Source organism: Paenibacillus lentus (genome assembly GCF_003931855.1).
In the GTDB taxonomy this organism is placed as follows: Bacteria; Bacillota; Bacilli; order Paenibacillales; family Paenibacillaceae; genus Fontibacillus; species Fontibacillus lentus.
Genome location: NZ_CP034248.1, coordinates 3,010,683 through 3,026,553, shown reverse-complemented (window position 1 = coordinate 3,026,553; position 15,871 = coordinate 3,010,683). Strand labels below are relative to the sequence as shown.

Below are 15,871 nucleotides of genomic sequence, written 5' to 3'. Positions count from 1 at the left end.
ACGAGTTCCATATTAGAATCGTACAGCTCTCCAGGCTACAGGCCGTGTCCAATCGGAAAATGTGAACTCAGGCCTACCGGAAGCTTGCCTTGTGGCCGAAGCCGCCCAACTAGCACTTTTGCAAGTGCATCAAGTGAATACTGTCGATTCTCGTACAGGCACAAATATGTTCCTATCTCAGGAAAAGAATTAATATCATATGGATTCCGCGTAGATACAACTATAATACTAGAACCATGTATTTCATTCAATCCTTTTATTAAGGATATTTGCCCCTTAGAAATTTCTCCTTCCGCGGTATAAGTCATTACAATAACTTGCTTAAACTTCCTGCTGCTCTCTATAACGTCCTGAATTTCGAAATTGTCGGGAGCAGTGCCAACGATAGCTAGGGCCACCTCTCTGTAAGGAGCGAGTGCATCGACTAGCGTATACCGATGAACAGCCGGCTCATCCACCTCGGTTCGGTGACGCAGCTCCGGCCAAACGACGAGCACAGGCTCTCCCTTCGCCAAAGGTAAATTGCCGCTGCGATCGCTTACAAGCGTCACACTTTTTTCAGCTATGCGTTGTAGTAGCGGCTCGCTCTCCTTCTTTGGAGTGAGCGGAATACGAGTGGATTGAGCAGGATTGATCCCCTGCGATTTACTGATACGCTTCTGTTTCAATGCCAGTATGCGCGCCACCGATGTATCGATTTGTGCCTCTGTCAGTCGTCCGCATTGAACGGCAGCGCGTACCGCTTTGATCGCCCGCACCTGTTCCTCCAAGGTATGGCTAACTAGAACGATATCAGTTCCGGCCTCAATGGCGCGAACGGCTCCCTCAGCAATCCCACAGCTTTTGGAAATCGCGTGCATTTCCAAGCAATCTGTGATAATGACGCCTTCAAAGCCAAGCTCATTACGCAGTAAGTCTGTCAGGACGCGCCGGGACAGCGTCGCTGGAATCGCCTCGGGCTCGAAAGCTGGAAATATAACATGTGCTGTCATGATCATATCAACGCCAGCCTCAATCGCTTTACAAAAAGGCGAAAGCTCCACGCTGTACAGCCGCTCCCGGCTATGCGGCACACTGGCCAGGCCATGATGCGAGTCAACGGCCGTATCGCCATGCCCGGGGAAATGCTTAGCTGTAGCGCTGACTCCCTGGCTCTGATATCCACGGATTGCGGCGGCTCCGTGCTCAGCAACTCGACGCGGATCTTCGCCGAAAGAGCGGACGCCAATTACCGGATTGGCCGGATTATTATTGACATCAACACAAGGCGCAAAATTGAGATTAATACCAAGAGAAAATAATTCCTTAGCCGCCAATACGGCTGCCTCCTCGGTTAGCGACAGATCATTTGCGGCTCCGAGCGCCATATTGCCCTGAATCCGACTGATGCCATCATGATCCAATCTCGCCACCATGCCGCCTTCCTGATCCATCGAGATAAAGAGAGGGATTTCTGGCGTGCTGCGAGGTAACAGCTGCAAGTCCTGGGAAAGCTTGGCCAGTTGTCCCACGCTATCAATGTTTCGTCGAAAATAAATGATCCCGCCTAAATGATGTTCGGCGATTAATGCCTTGATCCCTTCATTCGCTACAATCCCAGGAAAGCCGCAAATAAACATCTGCCCGATTTTTTGCTCTAGCGTTAGTTTCGCTGTCTCCAAACCTGTACACCCGCCTTCTCAATTATTTTTTACTAGATTTAACTTTGCTTCGGAATAATGCATTGGATAATCGTACCTTGACCAGGTGCAGAACAAATAAATAAACCGTATCTTCGCCCGTACTGCAATCGCAGCCGATCGTGGACGCTTCGCAGTCCCAGGCCCTGTCTCTCCGGACTAGGATAAGGCTTAAGCGCTTCATATTTCACCTGTTCCAACTCTGTGTATTGTATGGATGATAACTGCTCACCCGTGATGCCAATTCCATTATCCTCAATGCGCAGCACCATCCTGTCCTCTTCTAGAAAGCCGGTAATAGCAATTTGGCCGGGATATTCAATCCCGTCGAAACCGTGCTGGATACTGTTCTCCACCAAGGGCTGAAGCGTTAACTTAAGCAGCCGATATTGCAGCATTTCTGTCGGAATATCGATCGAATAATCAAACAGATCGTCAAACCTACTCTTTTGAATCTCCAAGTAACTGTACAAATGCTCGATTTCAAGACGAAGCTTGATCTCTTCCTTCTCCTGAATGCTAATTCGCAAAATGCTGGCAAGACGCAGCACCATCTCGCTCACCTTCCGTCCTTCATTCTGAATCGCCAGAACGTTAATCGACTCTAGCGTATTAAAGAGAAAGTGCGGCTTGATTTGCGCCTGCAGCACCCGTAACTCTGCATTAGCCTTCTGCTTCTGCTCCATCTTAACCTGCTCGAATAGCTCATTGATTTTATTCATTTGATTGTTAAAGCCCTTTTGTAGCAAAAATAGTTCATCATCGCCCTTTTCTTCCACCCTGGCCTGCAGATCTCCCGCTTCAACCTTACGCATAAACCGGACGATTTTACCGATATTTCCGGTGATTCTGTTCATAAACAGCACGTTGAATAGGATCGCCGTTACCAAGCAAATAAAGAGAATGGCGATAAACCATTTCGCAAAGGTCGTAATTTCCTGCGACAAATAGCTCCATGACGTTATAGACACTAGGCTCCAAGGATAAGCCTGCAAATTATATATGGAGATAATGCTCTCTTGCCCGTTGAATTTCCCTTTAAAGCTCTGATATGTATCGCTTGGATGAAATGCATGATCGATGTGAGCCTGGATGTTTAGTCCGTCAAATTCAGACTGATGATCATATAGCACCAGCCCGTCGTCATTGACCAGCATGAAGCGGGTATCCTTCATTTCGCTGCCCAGCTTTAAGTTTTGAAAAATACGTTCAAACTCCCAGTTCTTTATCTGCACCGCAAGAATGCCAAGCGCCTTCATCGTATGCTTATCCTTGATCAGCCTGATTTGTGTGAATACGTTTTCAGATCCTGTCAACTCGGGATATTCGTATGGAGCGATCCACTTGGATTGCCCCTTGAGCGCCTTTACCTCCTCATACAAAGGATGCAGTTTGAACTTTTCGTAAGGAAGAGTTTGAAAGCTTTCTTTATTAAATAATGTTACTACGTTAGAGGCCTCACCATTCCCCCGCTCGCTGTATAAAAAGGCGTAATCAATCGCAGGATGGTTGTACAACAGCGACCGAAAGTTCTTCTGGTTCTCATTCAACCGGATTTGACTAACCAGGTTTTGGGAGTCAGGATCTTCAGCCGTTAGCGCCATTTTAAAAATTTCATTGGAAATTCCGTTATCCGTCACATTGTCCATCTCTTGAAAGACCTTTTTAATGCTGTAGCTAATCGCCTTGAGGGAATACTCCGCTTGCTGGCTATGCTTCTTTTCTATCGATTGAAAAGTAACGAGAAAAGTAACGATGCCAAGAATGAATAGCGGCACAATGACAAGTCCAAGAAAAGCTGTCAACATTTTGATCCTTAGATTCATAAGTTATCTCCTTGCGGCATTTAATGCTATGGAAGTTCTGCATTTGCTGCGTCCTGCGTACGCTCCAGAGCTTCGAGCATCGTCTTCGGCTCCACCGCTCCGCTGATCATTTGCTGAATACCAAGACCCAAAGCCTCGTTCACTGGCGTCTGCACCAGCGCGTCATAGGCAGGATAGGATATATCGATTTGCTCCACGCCGTTAAAAATATCTTTTATCAAGGGATCCTCCACAGTATCCAACAATTGCTCACTGTCAATGATTAAGGCGGGAAGCACCCCGTCCTCCTTCAACCCTCGAAGCTGCATCTCTTCTGTCCAGAAGTTCTGGATAAACTGTTTAACCGCTTGCAATTTACGCGGATCATCAGCTATAGCGCTAGAAAACCCGTACCCATTGTTAAAATCATTCATAACGATATAAGGATCACCTTCAGCCTCGGGCGGCATGTTAAAATAACCGATTTTTCCGATTAATTCGCCTGCTTGAACCGGATCTCGAAACACGGAATTCGCCCAGGAACCATCCATCATCATGATCGCTTCCCCGCTAATGATCTGGTTCCTCATATCGATATATTCCACGGCTAACTCGCCCGGTTTGTAGTACCCTTTCTCAACCCATTCCTGATGTTTCTCAAAGGCCTTTACGACATCAGGATTAGTCCACTTTGCCTGTCCGGAGCGGAAGCCTGATGTCACTTCAGAACCAGCAAAATATGACCATAAATTATTTGTCGTCATTAACGGAACCCAGGCTTCCTTAGAGGACTGGGCAAAGGGAATTTTACCGTCTGCTTTAATGACCTCTGCCAGCTGTTCCAGCTCCGCAAGCGTCCTTGGAACATGAAGCCCCTTTTCCTCAAAATACGCTTTATTATAAAAGAAGCCTTCGATGGACGCTCCCGCAGGCAAACCATAAATCTTTCCGTCATGTGTATACGGCTCCAGTCCTTTGATCTTGTTCTTTAGTCCAAGCTCCTCCAAGATCGGTGTCAGATCAAGCAGAAGTCCTTCCCGGGCATATATATCAGAATCCGGGCTGCCAAACACATCAAAGATATCCGGCGGCTTGCCGGCGGCCATCTCACCTCGCAGCTTCTCCTTGCGATTGACCTCGGAATCGACGCCGTCCAGCCGTATTTTTAAACCAGGAATATCCGCTTCAGTCTGCTGAACAACATCCTTTAGAATGGCTAACCGAAATTTTTTGGATTCCCCGACCTGCGTGTGTCTTAGCGTAACTTCAAAAGGCTCATCCTGAAGCTGTGTTTGCCTATTCATTAATGCAGCTTTCTCCCCTGCTACGATGTTGCTGTTGCTAATACTTCTCTTGCAGCCGGCTACAGTTAAGGCAAATACGAAAAAAAGCAGGAGCAGCCCTAACATAAAACGATTTCTCATTTGGAAAAGCCCCCTATTTTGATCAAGCTCTCTATGAAGTTATCTACGAAGCTATCTATATTATAGACTCTGCCTTCCTCTTTAGTAAGGGAACAAATCTCTTGAAAAGGGGGAGGATTAGATGATGCAAGAGCAAGTAAAAGAGCTGCCCCAACTAGTAATAACTAATTGGAACAGCCCTGACTGTAAATTTATAAAATTATAAAACTTTGGCTACCGTCTGCTTTCTTCCTTCTTCAATCAGATCGTGTGCCCGCTGAACCTCCGCTTCCGTCGGCGAAGGCACGCCTTCCAATGGATAACTCCAGCCTAGCTCCTGCCACTTGTATATGCCCATCTGATGATAAGGAAGTATTTCAAACTTCTCTACAGCGTGTAGCTCCCCGATAAATCGTCCAAGATTTAGCAAATCTTGTTCATCATCGGTGAGCCCTGGAACAAGTACGTACCTGATCCACATATTACGTCTCTCATTAGATAGCCATCTAGCCATGTTCAGCATGCGCTCATTCGGTTTCCCGGTTAGCTTGATATGCTTCTCGTTGTCGATATGCTTCAAATCGAGCATGACCAAATCCGTGACATTCAAAAGGTCGATGATTTTAGGGCCATCATTATAACCGTTCGTATCAAGCGTCGTATGCAAATTCCAGCGCTTCTTCACCTCAAGGAACAATTCCGTAACGAACGGCGCTTGTAATGTAGCCTCCCCACCGGAGACAGTCAACCCGCCGCCTGACGAGCGGTAATAGTTAAGATACGGCTCGATTTCAGCCAGCACCTCTTCTAATGTCATTTCCTTCCCGTCCGTCAGGCTCCATGTATCTGGATTATGGCAATATTGACATTTCAGCAAGCAGCCCTGCATGAAGAGGACGAAGCGAATGCCCGGGCCATCAACCGTTCCGAATGTCTCCAATGAATGTATGCGACCTTTAAGCATGTTTCGTCACCCTTTCTAAAATGGCTGCATGTACTGCCTTTATACCCTATTTTGTTTACATCGATCCATGGAATGTGCGGTTAATAACATCCAGTTGCTGCTCACGTGTCAGCTTGATGAAGTTAACAGCATAACCGGATACGCGGATTGTCAGCTGCGGATAATTTTCCGGATGCTCCATCGCATCCATCAATTGCTCGCGATCGAACACGTTGACGTTCAAATGATGCGCATTGCTTCCAAAGTAACCATCCATCATAGACACCAGGTTATTCTTGCGGATTTCTGGGTCTTTCCCTAGCGCCTTAGGCACGATCGAGAAAGTATTGGAAATACCGTCAAGGCTGTGCTCATAAGGTAATTTAGCGACAGAACTCAAGGATGCAAGTGCCCCCTTCTTATCCCGTCCATGCATTGGGTTAGCACCTGGCGCGAACGGCTCACCCGCTTTACGACCATCTGGTGTAGTACCCGTCTTCTTACCGTACACTACATTGGAAGTGATCGTCAATACAGATTGCGTTGGCAGCGAGTTGCGATATGTTTTATGCTTGCGGATCATGCCCATGAAGCTTTCCACAAGCTCAACTGCGATTTGGTCCACTCGATCATCGTTGTTGCCGTAGCAAGGGAATTCGCCTTCGATTTCAAAATCTACAGCGATGCCGTTCTCATCGCGGATCGGTTTAACTTTAGCATACTTGATAGCGCTAAGTGAGTCAGCTGCTACGGATAGACCGGCGATGCCGCAAGCCATCGTACGAAGAATATCGCGGTCATGCAAGGCCATTTCAATGCGTTCGTAGCAGTATTTATCGTGCATGTAGTGAATAACGTTGAGTGTATTTACATACAGCTTAGCAAGCCATTCCATCATCGGCTTGAAACGTTTCATTACTTCATCATAATCGAGATATTCGGAAGTGATGGCCGGATATTCAGGAGCGACCTGCACTCCGGATTTCTCGTCCTTACCGCCGTTGATCGCGTACAGAAGCGCTTTGGCAAGGTTCGCACGAGCGCCGAAGAATTGCATTTGTTTCCCGATTTCCATCGCGGATACACAGCAGGCGATTCCGTAGTCGTCTCCATAAATCGGACGCATCAAATCGTCATTCTCATATTGGATTGAGCTTGTCTCGATGGATACTTTGGCGCAATATTTCTTGAACGCTTCCGGCAATTGCTCAGACCATAGCACGGTCAGGTTTGGCTCAGGCGCAGGACCCAGATTGTAAAGGGTGTGCAGGAACCGGAAGCTGTTCTTTGTTACCCGAGTAGTGCCTTGTACAGACATTCCGCCAATCGACTCCGTTACCCATGTAGGGTCACCACTAAACAGTTCGTTGTATTCCGGCGTGCGCAGGAATTTGACGATACGCAGCTTCATTACGAAATGGTCGACAAGCTCTTGCGCTTCCACCTCAGTAATCGTTCCTTCGGCAAGATCACGCTCAATGTAAGCATCAAGGAAAGATGATACGCGTCCAAGAGACATTGCCGCGCCATCCTGCTCCTTAATAGCAGCCAGGTAAGCAAAATAGAGCCATTGGAATGCTTCCTTCGCCGTTGTTGCTGGTCTGGAAATATCGAAGCCGTGCATTTCGCCTAGCTGCTTCAATTCACCGAGTGCGCGAATTTGCTCAGACAGCTCTTCACGCAGGCGGATAACATCCTCGTCGATCACATCGACTTCAAGACTTTTCAGCTCACTTTGTTTTTGCTTGATCAAGAAATCTACCCCGTATAGGGCAACACGGCGATAGTCGCCGATAATCCGACCGCGTCCATAAGCGTCTGGAAGACCTGTAATAATCCCAGCCTTACGGGCCGCTCTCATCTCGGAAGTGTATGCATCAAAAACGCCCTGGTTATGCGTCTTACGAATCGTTGTAAACATCTCAACAATGCTCTCTGGCAGATCAAATCCATAAGCCTTACATGCATTGAACACCATGTTAATACCGCCGAACGGACGGATCGTGCGTTGGAATGGCTCACTGCCTTGTACACCAACGATTTGCTCCTTTTCTTTATCCAAGTAGCCTGGAGCGTGAGATACAATCGTGGATGGCGTATTCACGTCAACATCAAGTACTCCGCCAGCTTCCCGTTCTTTCTTAGTTAGGTCGGATACGATATCCCATAGGGCAACCGTGTTATCTGTTGGTCCTACCAGGAAAGATTCATCTCCTAGATAAGGAGCAATGTTATTGTCGATAAAATCGCGAACATTAACTTCCTTCATCCATTTGCCTTTTTTAAAGCCTCTCCATGCGGACTGTACTTCTTTTACTTCTTTTTCAATCACCGACATCTTTATTCCCTCCATTTATATAATGTATGCGGGGTTGAAGGTTTATAAATCCCGCATCCTTGGATCCCTAAAATTTGTGATAATTTTCACAACTTTGACACTGATAAGCTATTAAATCTTTTATTCGAATCCACTTAACTCATCAACGTATAAAGGATCCTTATACTTGTAATGATAGTACAGATCGAATAAAAGGATTGTGACAAACATCACATTTCGAGTGATGTTTGTCACATTTTAATGAACAAGCGATTTTTTAGTTTTTAGAATTTTAATCTTTTTAATTTCTACTCTTCAAAGCGGCCATAGAACGCGTCACGGTATACTTCAGCAAGCTCGCTTACGAGTGGCAGCTTCGGATTCGCTGTCGTACATTGATCCTCAAATGCACGGTCTGCCAAGTAATCCACACGCGACTCGAAATCCTTCGCATCGAAGCCAAGTTCTTGGAAGCTTTCAGGAATGCCCAGCTTCTTGTTCAGCTCACGGATCGCTTTGATCAAGCTCTTCACGCCCTCTTCTGTCGTGCGTGCAGGCAATCCAAGAATACGGGCGATTTCCGCATAGCGCTCGTCAGCTACGAAGTTCGTATATTTTGGCCATGTCGCGAATTTCGTAGGTTTCTTCGCATTGTAGCGAATAACGTGCGGCATTAGGATCGCGTTAGTACGACCATGTGCGGTATGGTATTGACCGCCCCATTTATGCGCCAAGCTGTGGTTAATGCCCAGGAACGCATTGGCAAAGGCCATACCTGCCAGTGTCGAGGCATTATGCATTTTCTCGCGAGCCAGCTTGTCGCCAGTCAGCGCCGATTTCTCCAGGTATTGGAATACTAGTTGGATCGCTTTAATCGCCAGTCCATCCGTATAGTCGTTAGCCAAGACCGATACGTATGCCTCGATCGCATGCGTCAGAACGTCCATACCTGTGTCTGCTACTGCTACTTTAGGCAAGCTGTATACAAATTCAGGGTCTATGATCGCAACGTCTGGAGTCAGCTCGTAATCCGCCAAAGGATATTTCGTGTTGCCGTTGATTTTATCTGTAATTACTGTGAACGGAGTAACTTCCGAACCTGTACCCGAAGTGGTAGGAATCGCCACGAACTTCGCCTTTTGACCGAGACGTGGGTACTTGTAAGTCCGTTTGCGGATATCCATAAATTTCTGCTTCAAGTTATGGAATTCAGTATCCGGATATTCGTAGAATAGCCACATTCCTTTCGCAGCGTCCATTGGCGATCCGCCGCCGAGTGCGATAATGCAGTCTGGCTGGAATTTAGCCATCAATTCGGTACCACGTTCTACCGTCGTTGTCGATGGATCCGGCTCAACTTCCGAGAATACTTCGATCGCAACCGGAGTTTGGCGTTGACGCAAGTAGTGCTCCACTCTTTCTACGTATCCGAGTTGAACCATCATCGGGTCAGTTACAATCAGCACGCGGCTGATATCCGGCATTTTAGCAAGATATTGCGTCGAGTTTTTCTCGAAATAGATTTTGCTTGGCACTTTGAACCACTGCATATTCACGGTACGACGATTCACCCTTTTCACGTTGATCAAATTGACAGCTGTTACGTTCGACGAAGTCGAGTTGCGTCCGTAAGATCCGCAGCCCAGCGTAAGCGATGGCAGGTTCGTATTATAGATGTCACCGATACCGCCCTGCGAAGATGGCTGGTTCACCAGAATCCGGCAAGTTGGCATGCGATCCGAGAATTTTTGAATAATTTCTTCATTATTGGAATGGATGACCGACGAGTGTCCCATGCCTCCAAATTGAACGACTTCCAGTGCGCGGTCAATGCCTTGCTCAGCTGTTTTCACTTTGTAGCACGCCAGCACCGGACTCAATTTCTCTGCAGATAATGGGAATTTAGGTCCGACACCTTCAATTTCAGCAACGAGAATTTTCGTTCCGGCAGGTACATCGATACCGCATAGTTCAGCAATTTTGGTTGCAGACTGACCTACGATCGTAGGGTTCACTGCACATTTATCAGCAATGATCGCGCCAGCTGTTAATTTAGCAGCTTCCTCTTTGTTAACAAAGTAGCAGCCGTTCGCAATCATTTTCTTCTTCACTTGATCAAAGATCGGTTCTTCGATAATAACCGCTTGCTCGGAAGCACAGATCATACCATTATCAAATGTCTTAGATAGAATCAGGTCATTAACAGCTTGATCCAGGTCAGCACTCTTCTCAATGAAGCAAGGTACGTTACCAGGGCCTACGCCAAGTGCCGGCTTACCGCAGCTGTATGCCGCTTTAACCATTGCAGAACCGCCTGTCGCCAAAATGCATGCCACATCAGGGTGATTCATCAATGCATTCGTGCGATCCATGGAAGGATCTTCGATCCATTGGATACAGTCAGCTGGCGCGCCATGTTTCACCGCTGCTTCCAGCAAAATCTTCGCTGCTTCAGCACTACAACGCTGTGCGGAAGGATGGAATCCGAAAATAATCGGATTGCGAGTCTTAATGGCGATCATCGCTTTAAAGATTGTAGTGGATGTCGGATTCGTTACCGGAGTAATCCCCATAATAATTCCGACCGGCTCGGCGATTTTCTGGAAGCTGTCATAAGGATTATCCTCAATGACACCAACCGTCTTATCATACTTGATGCTGTTATGGATGTACTCAGTCGCGAACATGTTCTTAATAATTTTATCTTCATATACTCCGCGTCCAGTTTCCTCTACAGCCATTTTTGCCAAGTGCATGTGCTTGTCGAGACCCGCAAGAGCCATCGCTTGTACAATCTTATCGATTTGCTCTTGATCCATTCCCATGAAAGCATCAGTTGCCTTCTTCGCTTTGTCGATCAGTGATTGGATATAATCCTCTGGGCTAGGCTGCTGCTTCGTGGTCACATTATTCTTTACGGCCATTTCTCTCATCCTCCTAAGTTTCATCTGGATCAACCTGATTCGTGATTCATCTCTACATAAGATAGTATTGTGAATAATTTCACTTTCTGGTTCATCCATCGGAAGCTTTTGCTTCTCTTTTTGTTACATCGATCATAACATATAATTTTAAGTTTGTATAGTGAATAATTTCACAAACTTTAGAAAAAGTGAAAAACTTTCATAATTATCGATTTCTTTTCACAGATTCCATCCTTATTTACAATTAATTAAGGTAACGAGTCTTGAGCGTCCTTCTTACATCCTTCAACCACAAATCTGACGCTGAATTACGTTCATGCGATCGCCTATTGTGCAATGAATTTTGGTGTTAAGATAGTGAAAATAGTCACAATGTTAGAATTTAGACACTTTTAAGCCCTTGTAAGCCGCCCCAAAGCTTCTGGTTCGTTATATAATTAATTTAAATTAATTTAAAATTTTCAGAAAAATTTGGAGTATGAGGGGGATTATAAAATGACTGAGTTTGCAACAGCAACCCCGACCCGTGGGAATACCAACTGCTTTTCAGAGCAAAATTTCAATCGTCTTCTTGTAACTATGAAAGATAAGACGTATCCGGAAGGAACGCATTTGTTCTGGGAAGGAGACTTCTCCGATAAATTGTTCTTCGTAAAACGCGGGCGGATTAAACTAACCAAATCTACGGACGAAGGCAAAGAACTTATCCTTTATATGTATGGACGCGGTGACATGGTCGGCCAGGCTGATCCCTTCTTTAGTACGAAGCACAGCTTTACCGCCGAAGTTATTGAAGACAGTGAAATCGGCATTATTGAACAAAAAGATTTGGAAATTCTGATTTGCCAGCACTGTGATTTCGCCATTGATTTCATGAAATGGATGGGTATTCACCATCGGCTGACGCAAACTAAATTCCGGGACTTGATGATGTACGGAAAGCCGGGAGCGCTCTGCTCGACCCTGATTCGTCTAAGCAATACCTATGGCGAGAAGCACGGCGATAACATTCTCATCAACAAAAAGATTACACACACGGATCTCTCCAACATGATCGGCGCTACTCGCGAAAGCGTCAACCGGATGCTCAGTGATTTACGCAAGAAAAACGCGCTCGAGTACGTAAACGGTATGATCCTTATTAAAGATCTTGTTATGCTGCAGGACATTTGTCACTGTGAGCTATGCCCTAACGAAATATGCCGGATTTAATGGCAGGCAAATGGATAAAGCAACCTCATCTCGATCCGGAGGAGGTTGCTTTTTCGATTTGTGCGGCGTCATAAGTTCAGCAAATGTAGTTTAACGATCTGTTCGGCGATGGCGGTTTTAGCTGATACAATTAAATTCAGATTCTACGTGCTGTGCATCCTATACCTGCTGTTTATTTTTTTGCCCATCAGGCTCATTTCTCGCTTCTTCGCTCTCCTCCGCCAGTTCTTCCTGCTCCCGGTACTCCGTCGGTGTCACACCCGTATAGCGCTGAAATACTTTAGAAAAATAACGCCGATCACTGTAGCCCACTAGCGTCCCCACTTCGGTAACACTGCGGGAGGTTAGGCGCAGCATCTTCTTGGCAAGCTCCATGCGCTGCTTTCGTAAATACTCAACAAATGTCTCCCCGTAATGATGTTTAAACAAATGGCTGAAATAGCTTGAACTTATATTCAGATAATTCGCAATATCGTCGACCCCAATATCAGTACTCAAATTGCGTTCAATAAATTCACCGGCCGAGATCATCAGCAATTCGCTGGACTTCTTATTGATTTCAAGCTCTTTAATATGGTTTTCCAACTCTGCAATCACATTCAGCAGATCCTTCACATTATGACTGTGCTGCAAATGCTGCCACAGCATCCCCTCTTCATGGGAATTCATGAAGTCCAGCTCTCGCATCTCTCGCAGCAAATGAATAATGCCATATTGCAGAAATTTCTCAATCCCAAGCGCGGAATGCTCAGAAATATGCGGCAGATTAGCCCTTAGTCTCTCTAACCCTTGCTCGACTTTTGCTTTGTCGTACATTCTCAGGCCAGAGGTAATTTCCTCCACAAGCTGCCATTCCGATATCGCTCCCAAATCGCCGGACGAATTCTCTTTTGTAAAAGGAAGCAACTGCTCATGATCGGCATGCAGCATTAAACCGCGCTGCAGCTTCAAATAAGTCTGGGATAGTTCCTTCATTTCAATCGGCCCGTGATCCCAGGCTAAACTGACCGTTAGCTTGATATGCTCCTTGACGGCGCACTGAATTTTCCGAGCCCATTCATACATCTGTTCCGAAACAGCAGCATAGCGCGCGCGCTCAAACTGCGGCAGCATGCACCATTCTCCTTGACGCAACTGGACGACGGTATATTGAAGCTCTTGATCCGGAATCGCCTCCTGGAGCACATTTCGAACCGCAAAGTTCCACAGCTTGCGCTCCTGATCCGTCCAGGACACCGTACGCTGCGCATAACCGTCGAGATCTACGAGAATCAACGAGTATAGAAGTCCATTCCCCCGTTCATCCTCGGCGAACCAATACGCCGGCAGATCTTCCACAAAGCCCATCAGCACATCGAACATCATTTTTTCGTGAGCCAGTCCGAGCATCCTTTGCATCTGCCTCTCGACGGAACGCTTTTCCGATCTTCGGGATCGAACCTCATTCGCCAGCTTACCGACCGCCTTCTTCAGCTCCGAGTAATCAATCGGCTTCAGAATATAATCCTTGACGCCATGCTGCAATGCCAGCCGGGCATATTCAAACTCCTGATAACCGGTCAACATAATGACCTCAGTCTCATAGCCTCGTTTGCGAATTTCGCGGAGAAGCTCCAGTCCGTCCATCAGCGGCATTCGAATATCGCACAGGATTATATCAGGTTCGAATTCTATGACTAGCTCAAGCCCTTTTACCCCGTTCCTAGCCGTTCCAACAAGATCAATCTGAAGCTCATTCCAAGGTAGCGCATTCTTCAAATGATTCAGAATTAGAGGCTCATCATCAATGAGCAGCGCCTTGATATCCACAGAGTACTACCCCATTTCGTTGTCACCGTCTTACCGTTCTACTGTTAATCTATCCTTTTACCCCTCCGGCCGTCAAACCTTCAATAATTTTCTCCTGCAGGATCGCATAGATGACCATTACTGGAACGACGCTGTAGACAATTCCTGCCGACATTTGCGCATAGTTGATATTAAAGGCATCCCGGAAGCCTACCATCCCGACAGGCAGTGTTTTGAGCGAATCCTCGGACAAGAAGTAATTAGCGAGCAAAAATTCATTCCAATTGCCGAGAAAATTCACGATAAAGACGGTAACGAGGGCCGGAACGGTAAGCGGCATCACGATTCTGGTAAAAATACCAGATAATCTTAGTCCGTCTACAACAGCTGCCTCCTCGATCTCGCTGGGCAATGATTTCATAAAAGCAGTTAAGATGACAACCGAGAATGGAATAGAGTTTGCCGCGTACGGAATTAATAATGCCCAGTGCGTATCGAGCAAATGGGTTGTGCGCATCAGATTGTATACCGGCAGCAGCAATGCGTTGCCTGGGATAAGAATACCGAGAATAATGATCTGATACAGAACAGGGCTAACCTTTGTGAACCGCATCCGAGTCATTGCAAAAGAAGCCATGGAAGCCATAATGATAGTCGCCACCGCGGCAATCACTGCGATATACAAACTGTTCAAGAAATACGTACTGATTTTCGCGTTGACCCAGGCTTCTACATAATTGGACCACTGGAACTCCTGTGGAAATCCGAACGGATTTTTTGCGATCGCGAGGTTATCCGTCTTCACTGACGAGAACAGCACAAATAAAAAGGGATAGAGAATTACTAGCAGATAAATCATCAGCAGAATATGAGCCAGGCTGCCCTTGAATTTTTTCGTCATTAATATTCGATCCTTTCCGTTCTTCTCGCCACAAGGACTTGATAGAGTGCCGTAATGATCAGCGTGAAAATAAAGATCAAGACCGCGATGCTGTTCCCATATCCGTATTTGAAGCTGGTGATGGAGTGCTTCAGCATATAGGTAGCCATCACCTCGGTTGAACCTGCCGGGCCGCCCTTGGTCATAACGATAATGATATCCGCAGCCTTCATAGCCCCGGCAATGGACAGCATAATGACGACCGACACGATCGGCATAATCAGCGGCATTGTGATCCGCATGGCGCGCTGGAAGCCGGTAGCCCCGTCAATCATCGCAGCCTCGTCCAGCTCCTTGGGAATAGAGATGATTGCGGCCAGCACCATCACGATATAGAACCCGGTCCACTGCCAGGCATTCGTGATCAGGATGGAAATCATAGCCCAACTGCGATCCGACAGCCAATATATTTTCTCAATACCAAACAGTCCCAGTACATGGTTAAACAATCCGATATCCGGCTCATAAATGAAGCCCCACAAAATACCGATGACTGCCGTAGACATCACCGAAGGCATAAATACAGCTGTTTTATACAGCCCCTTCAGTTTCTTGACGTTCGCAATTAAGAGCGAGAACAGGATGATAAGCGGAACTTGAATAAACACTGAAAACAGAATAAAGAAGCCGTTATTTCTGACTGACACCCAAAACGCGCTTTGACTCATCGCCTTCGTGTAGTTCGCGAATCCAGTAAAATTGTACGTCTTCGCAATCCCGTTCCAGTCGGTAAAGCTATAAAACGCGGCATTGATTACGGGATAGATGAAAAACAATATAATACCGATAAAAGTTGGAATTAAAAATAATGTATACATCAGCGGATTTCTCATCGCCTTGTTCATAAATACCCTCCAGAT

The 15,871-nt window shown here is 46.3% G+C and carries 10 protein-coding genes; 1 reads left to right on the top strand and 9 read right to left on the bottom strand.

Going from position 1 to position 15,871, the window contains the following annotated elements:
* Positions 1-35: 35 nt before the first annotated feature.
* The 6 genes from nagZ to adhE form a co-directional block, all read right to left on the bottom strand.
* Positions 36-1,661 carry a beta-N-acetylhexosaminidase gene (gene nagZ, locus EIM92_RS13460; protein WP_125083075.1) on the bottom strand — a complete coding sequence of 542 codons (1,626 nt, stop codon included), beginning with the start codon at positions 1,659-1,661 and terminating at the stop codon, positions 36-38.
* Between the two features lie 38 nt (positions 1,662-1,699).
* Complete coding sequence (locus EIM92_RS13455) at positions 1,700-3,505, bottom strand: cache domain-containing sensor histidine kinase (RefSeq protein ID WP_125083074.1); 1,806 nt, start codon at positions 3,503-3,505, stop codon at positions 1,700-1,702.
* Positions 3,506-3,531: 26 nt separating this feature from the next.
* Entirely contained in the window at positions 3,532-4,908 is a 1,377-nt protein-coding gene (locus EIM92_RS13450) for an extracellular solute-binding protein (protein ID WP_125083073.1), read from the bottom strand.
* A 199-nt stretch (positions 4,909-5,107) separates the two neighbouring features.
* A complete protein-coding gene (pflA, locus tag EIM92_RS13445; RefSeq protein ID WP_125083072.1) occupies positions 5,108-5,851 on the bottom strand; it encodes a pyruvate formate-lyase-activating protein in 744 nt (247 codons plus the stop codon).
* A 55-nt stretch (positions 5,852-5,906) separates the two neighbouring features.
* Positions 5,907-8,168 (bottom strand): formate C-acetyltransferase, encoded by a 2,262-nt coding sequence (gene pflB / locus EIM92_RS13440; protein ID WP_125083071.1) that lies wholly within the window; start codon positions 8,166-8,168, stop codon positions 5,907-5,909.
* A 287-nt stretch (positions 8,169-8,455) separates the two neighbouring features.
* Positions 8,456-11,071, bottom strand: a complete 2,616-nt coding sequence (adhE, locus tag EIM92_RS13435) for a bifunctional acetaldehyde-CoA/alcohol dehydrogenase (RefSeq protein ID WP_125083070.1) — start codon at positions 11,069-11,071, stop codon at positions 8,456-8,458.
* 495 nt (positions 11,072-11,566) lie between these two features.
* Here adhE and EIM92_RS13430 point away from each other — a divergent pair, with 495 nt between their 5' ends.
* Positions 11,567-12,283, top strand: a complete 717-nt coding sequence (locus tag EIM92_RS13430) for a Crp/Fnr family transcriptional regulator (RefSeq protein WP_125083069.1) — start codon at positions 11,567-11,569, stop codon at positions 12,281-12,283.
* A gap of 159 nt (positions 12,284-12,442) precedes the next feature.
* On the opposite strand, the gene EIM92_RS13425 is transcribed toward EIM92_RS13430, so the two are convergent.
* Genes EIM92_RS13425 through EIM92_RS13415 form a run of 3 tightly spaced genes read right to left on the bottom strand, consistent with a single transcriptional unit; the run spans position 12,443 to position 15,856 of the window.
* On the bottom strand, positions 12,443-14,092 hold the full coding sequence (locus EIM92_RS13425; protein WP_125083068.1) for a response regulator: 1,650 nt from the start codon (positions 14,090-14,092) through the stop codon (positions 12,443-12,445).
* Between the two features lie 49 nt (positions 14,093-14,141).
* A complete protein-coding gene (locus EIM92_RS13420) occupies positions 14,142-14,972 on the bottom strand; it encodes a carbohydrate ABC transporter permease (RefSeq protein ID WP_125083067.1) in 831 nt (276 codons plus the stop codon).
* Complete coding sequence (locus tag EIM92_RS13415; protein ID WP_125083066.1) at positions 14,972-15,856, bottom strand: carbohydrate ABC transporter permease; 885 nt, start codon at positions 15,854-15,856, stop codon at positions 14,972-14,974. The genes EIM92_RS13420 and EIM92_RS13415 overlap by 1 nt, the downstream gene beginning before the upstream one ends.
* Between the last annotated feature and the right edge of the window lie 15 nt (positions 15,857-15,871).

What these genes read in the sequence shown, in the direction of transcription:
- EIM92_RS13415 (WP_125083066.1), bottom strand. Translation starts at nt 15,856, where the DNA reads ATGAACAAGGCGATGAGAAATCCGCTGATGTATACATTATTTTTAATT.
- EIM92_RS13430 (WP_125083069.1), top strand. Translation starts at nt 11,567, where the DNA reads ATGACTGAGTTTGCAACAGCAACCCCGACCCGTGGGAATACCAACTGC.
- EIM92_RS13420 (WP_125083067.1), bottom strand. Translation starts at nt 14,972, where the DNA reads ATGACGAAAAAATTCAAGGGCAGCCTGGCTCATATTCTGCTGATGATT.
- adhE (WP_125083070.1), bottom strand. Translation starts at nt 11,071, where the DNA reads ATGGCCGTAAAGAATAATGTGACCACGAAGCAGCAGCCTAGCCCAGAG.
- pflB (WP_125083071.1), bottom strand. Translation starts at nt 8,168, where the DNA reads ATGTCGGTGATTGAAAAAGAAGTAAAAGAAGTACAGTCCGCATGGAGA.
- pflA (WP_125083072.1), bottom strand. Translation starts at nt 5,851, where the DNA reads ATGCTTAAAGGTCGCATACATTCATTGGAGACATTCGGAACGGTTGAT.
- EIM92_RS13450 (WP_125083073.1), bottom strand. Translation starts at nt 4,908, where the DNA reads ATGAGAAATCGTTTTATGTTAGGGCTGCTCCTGCTTTTTTTCGTATTT.
- EIM92_RS13455 (WP_125083074.1), bottom strand. Translation starts at nt 3,505, where the DNA reads ATGAATCTAAGGATCAAAATGTTGACAGCTTTTCTTGGACTTGTCATT.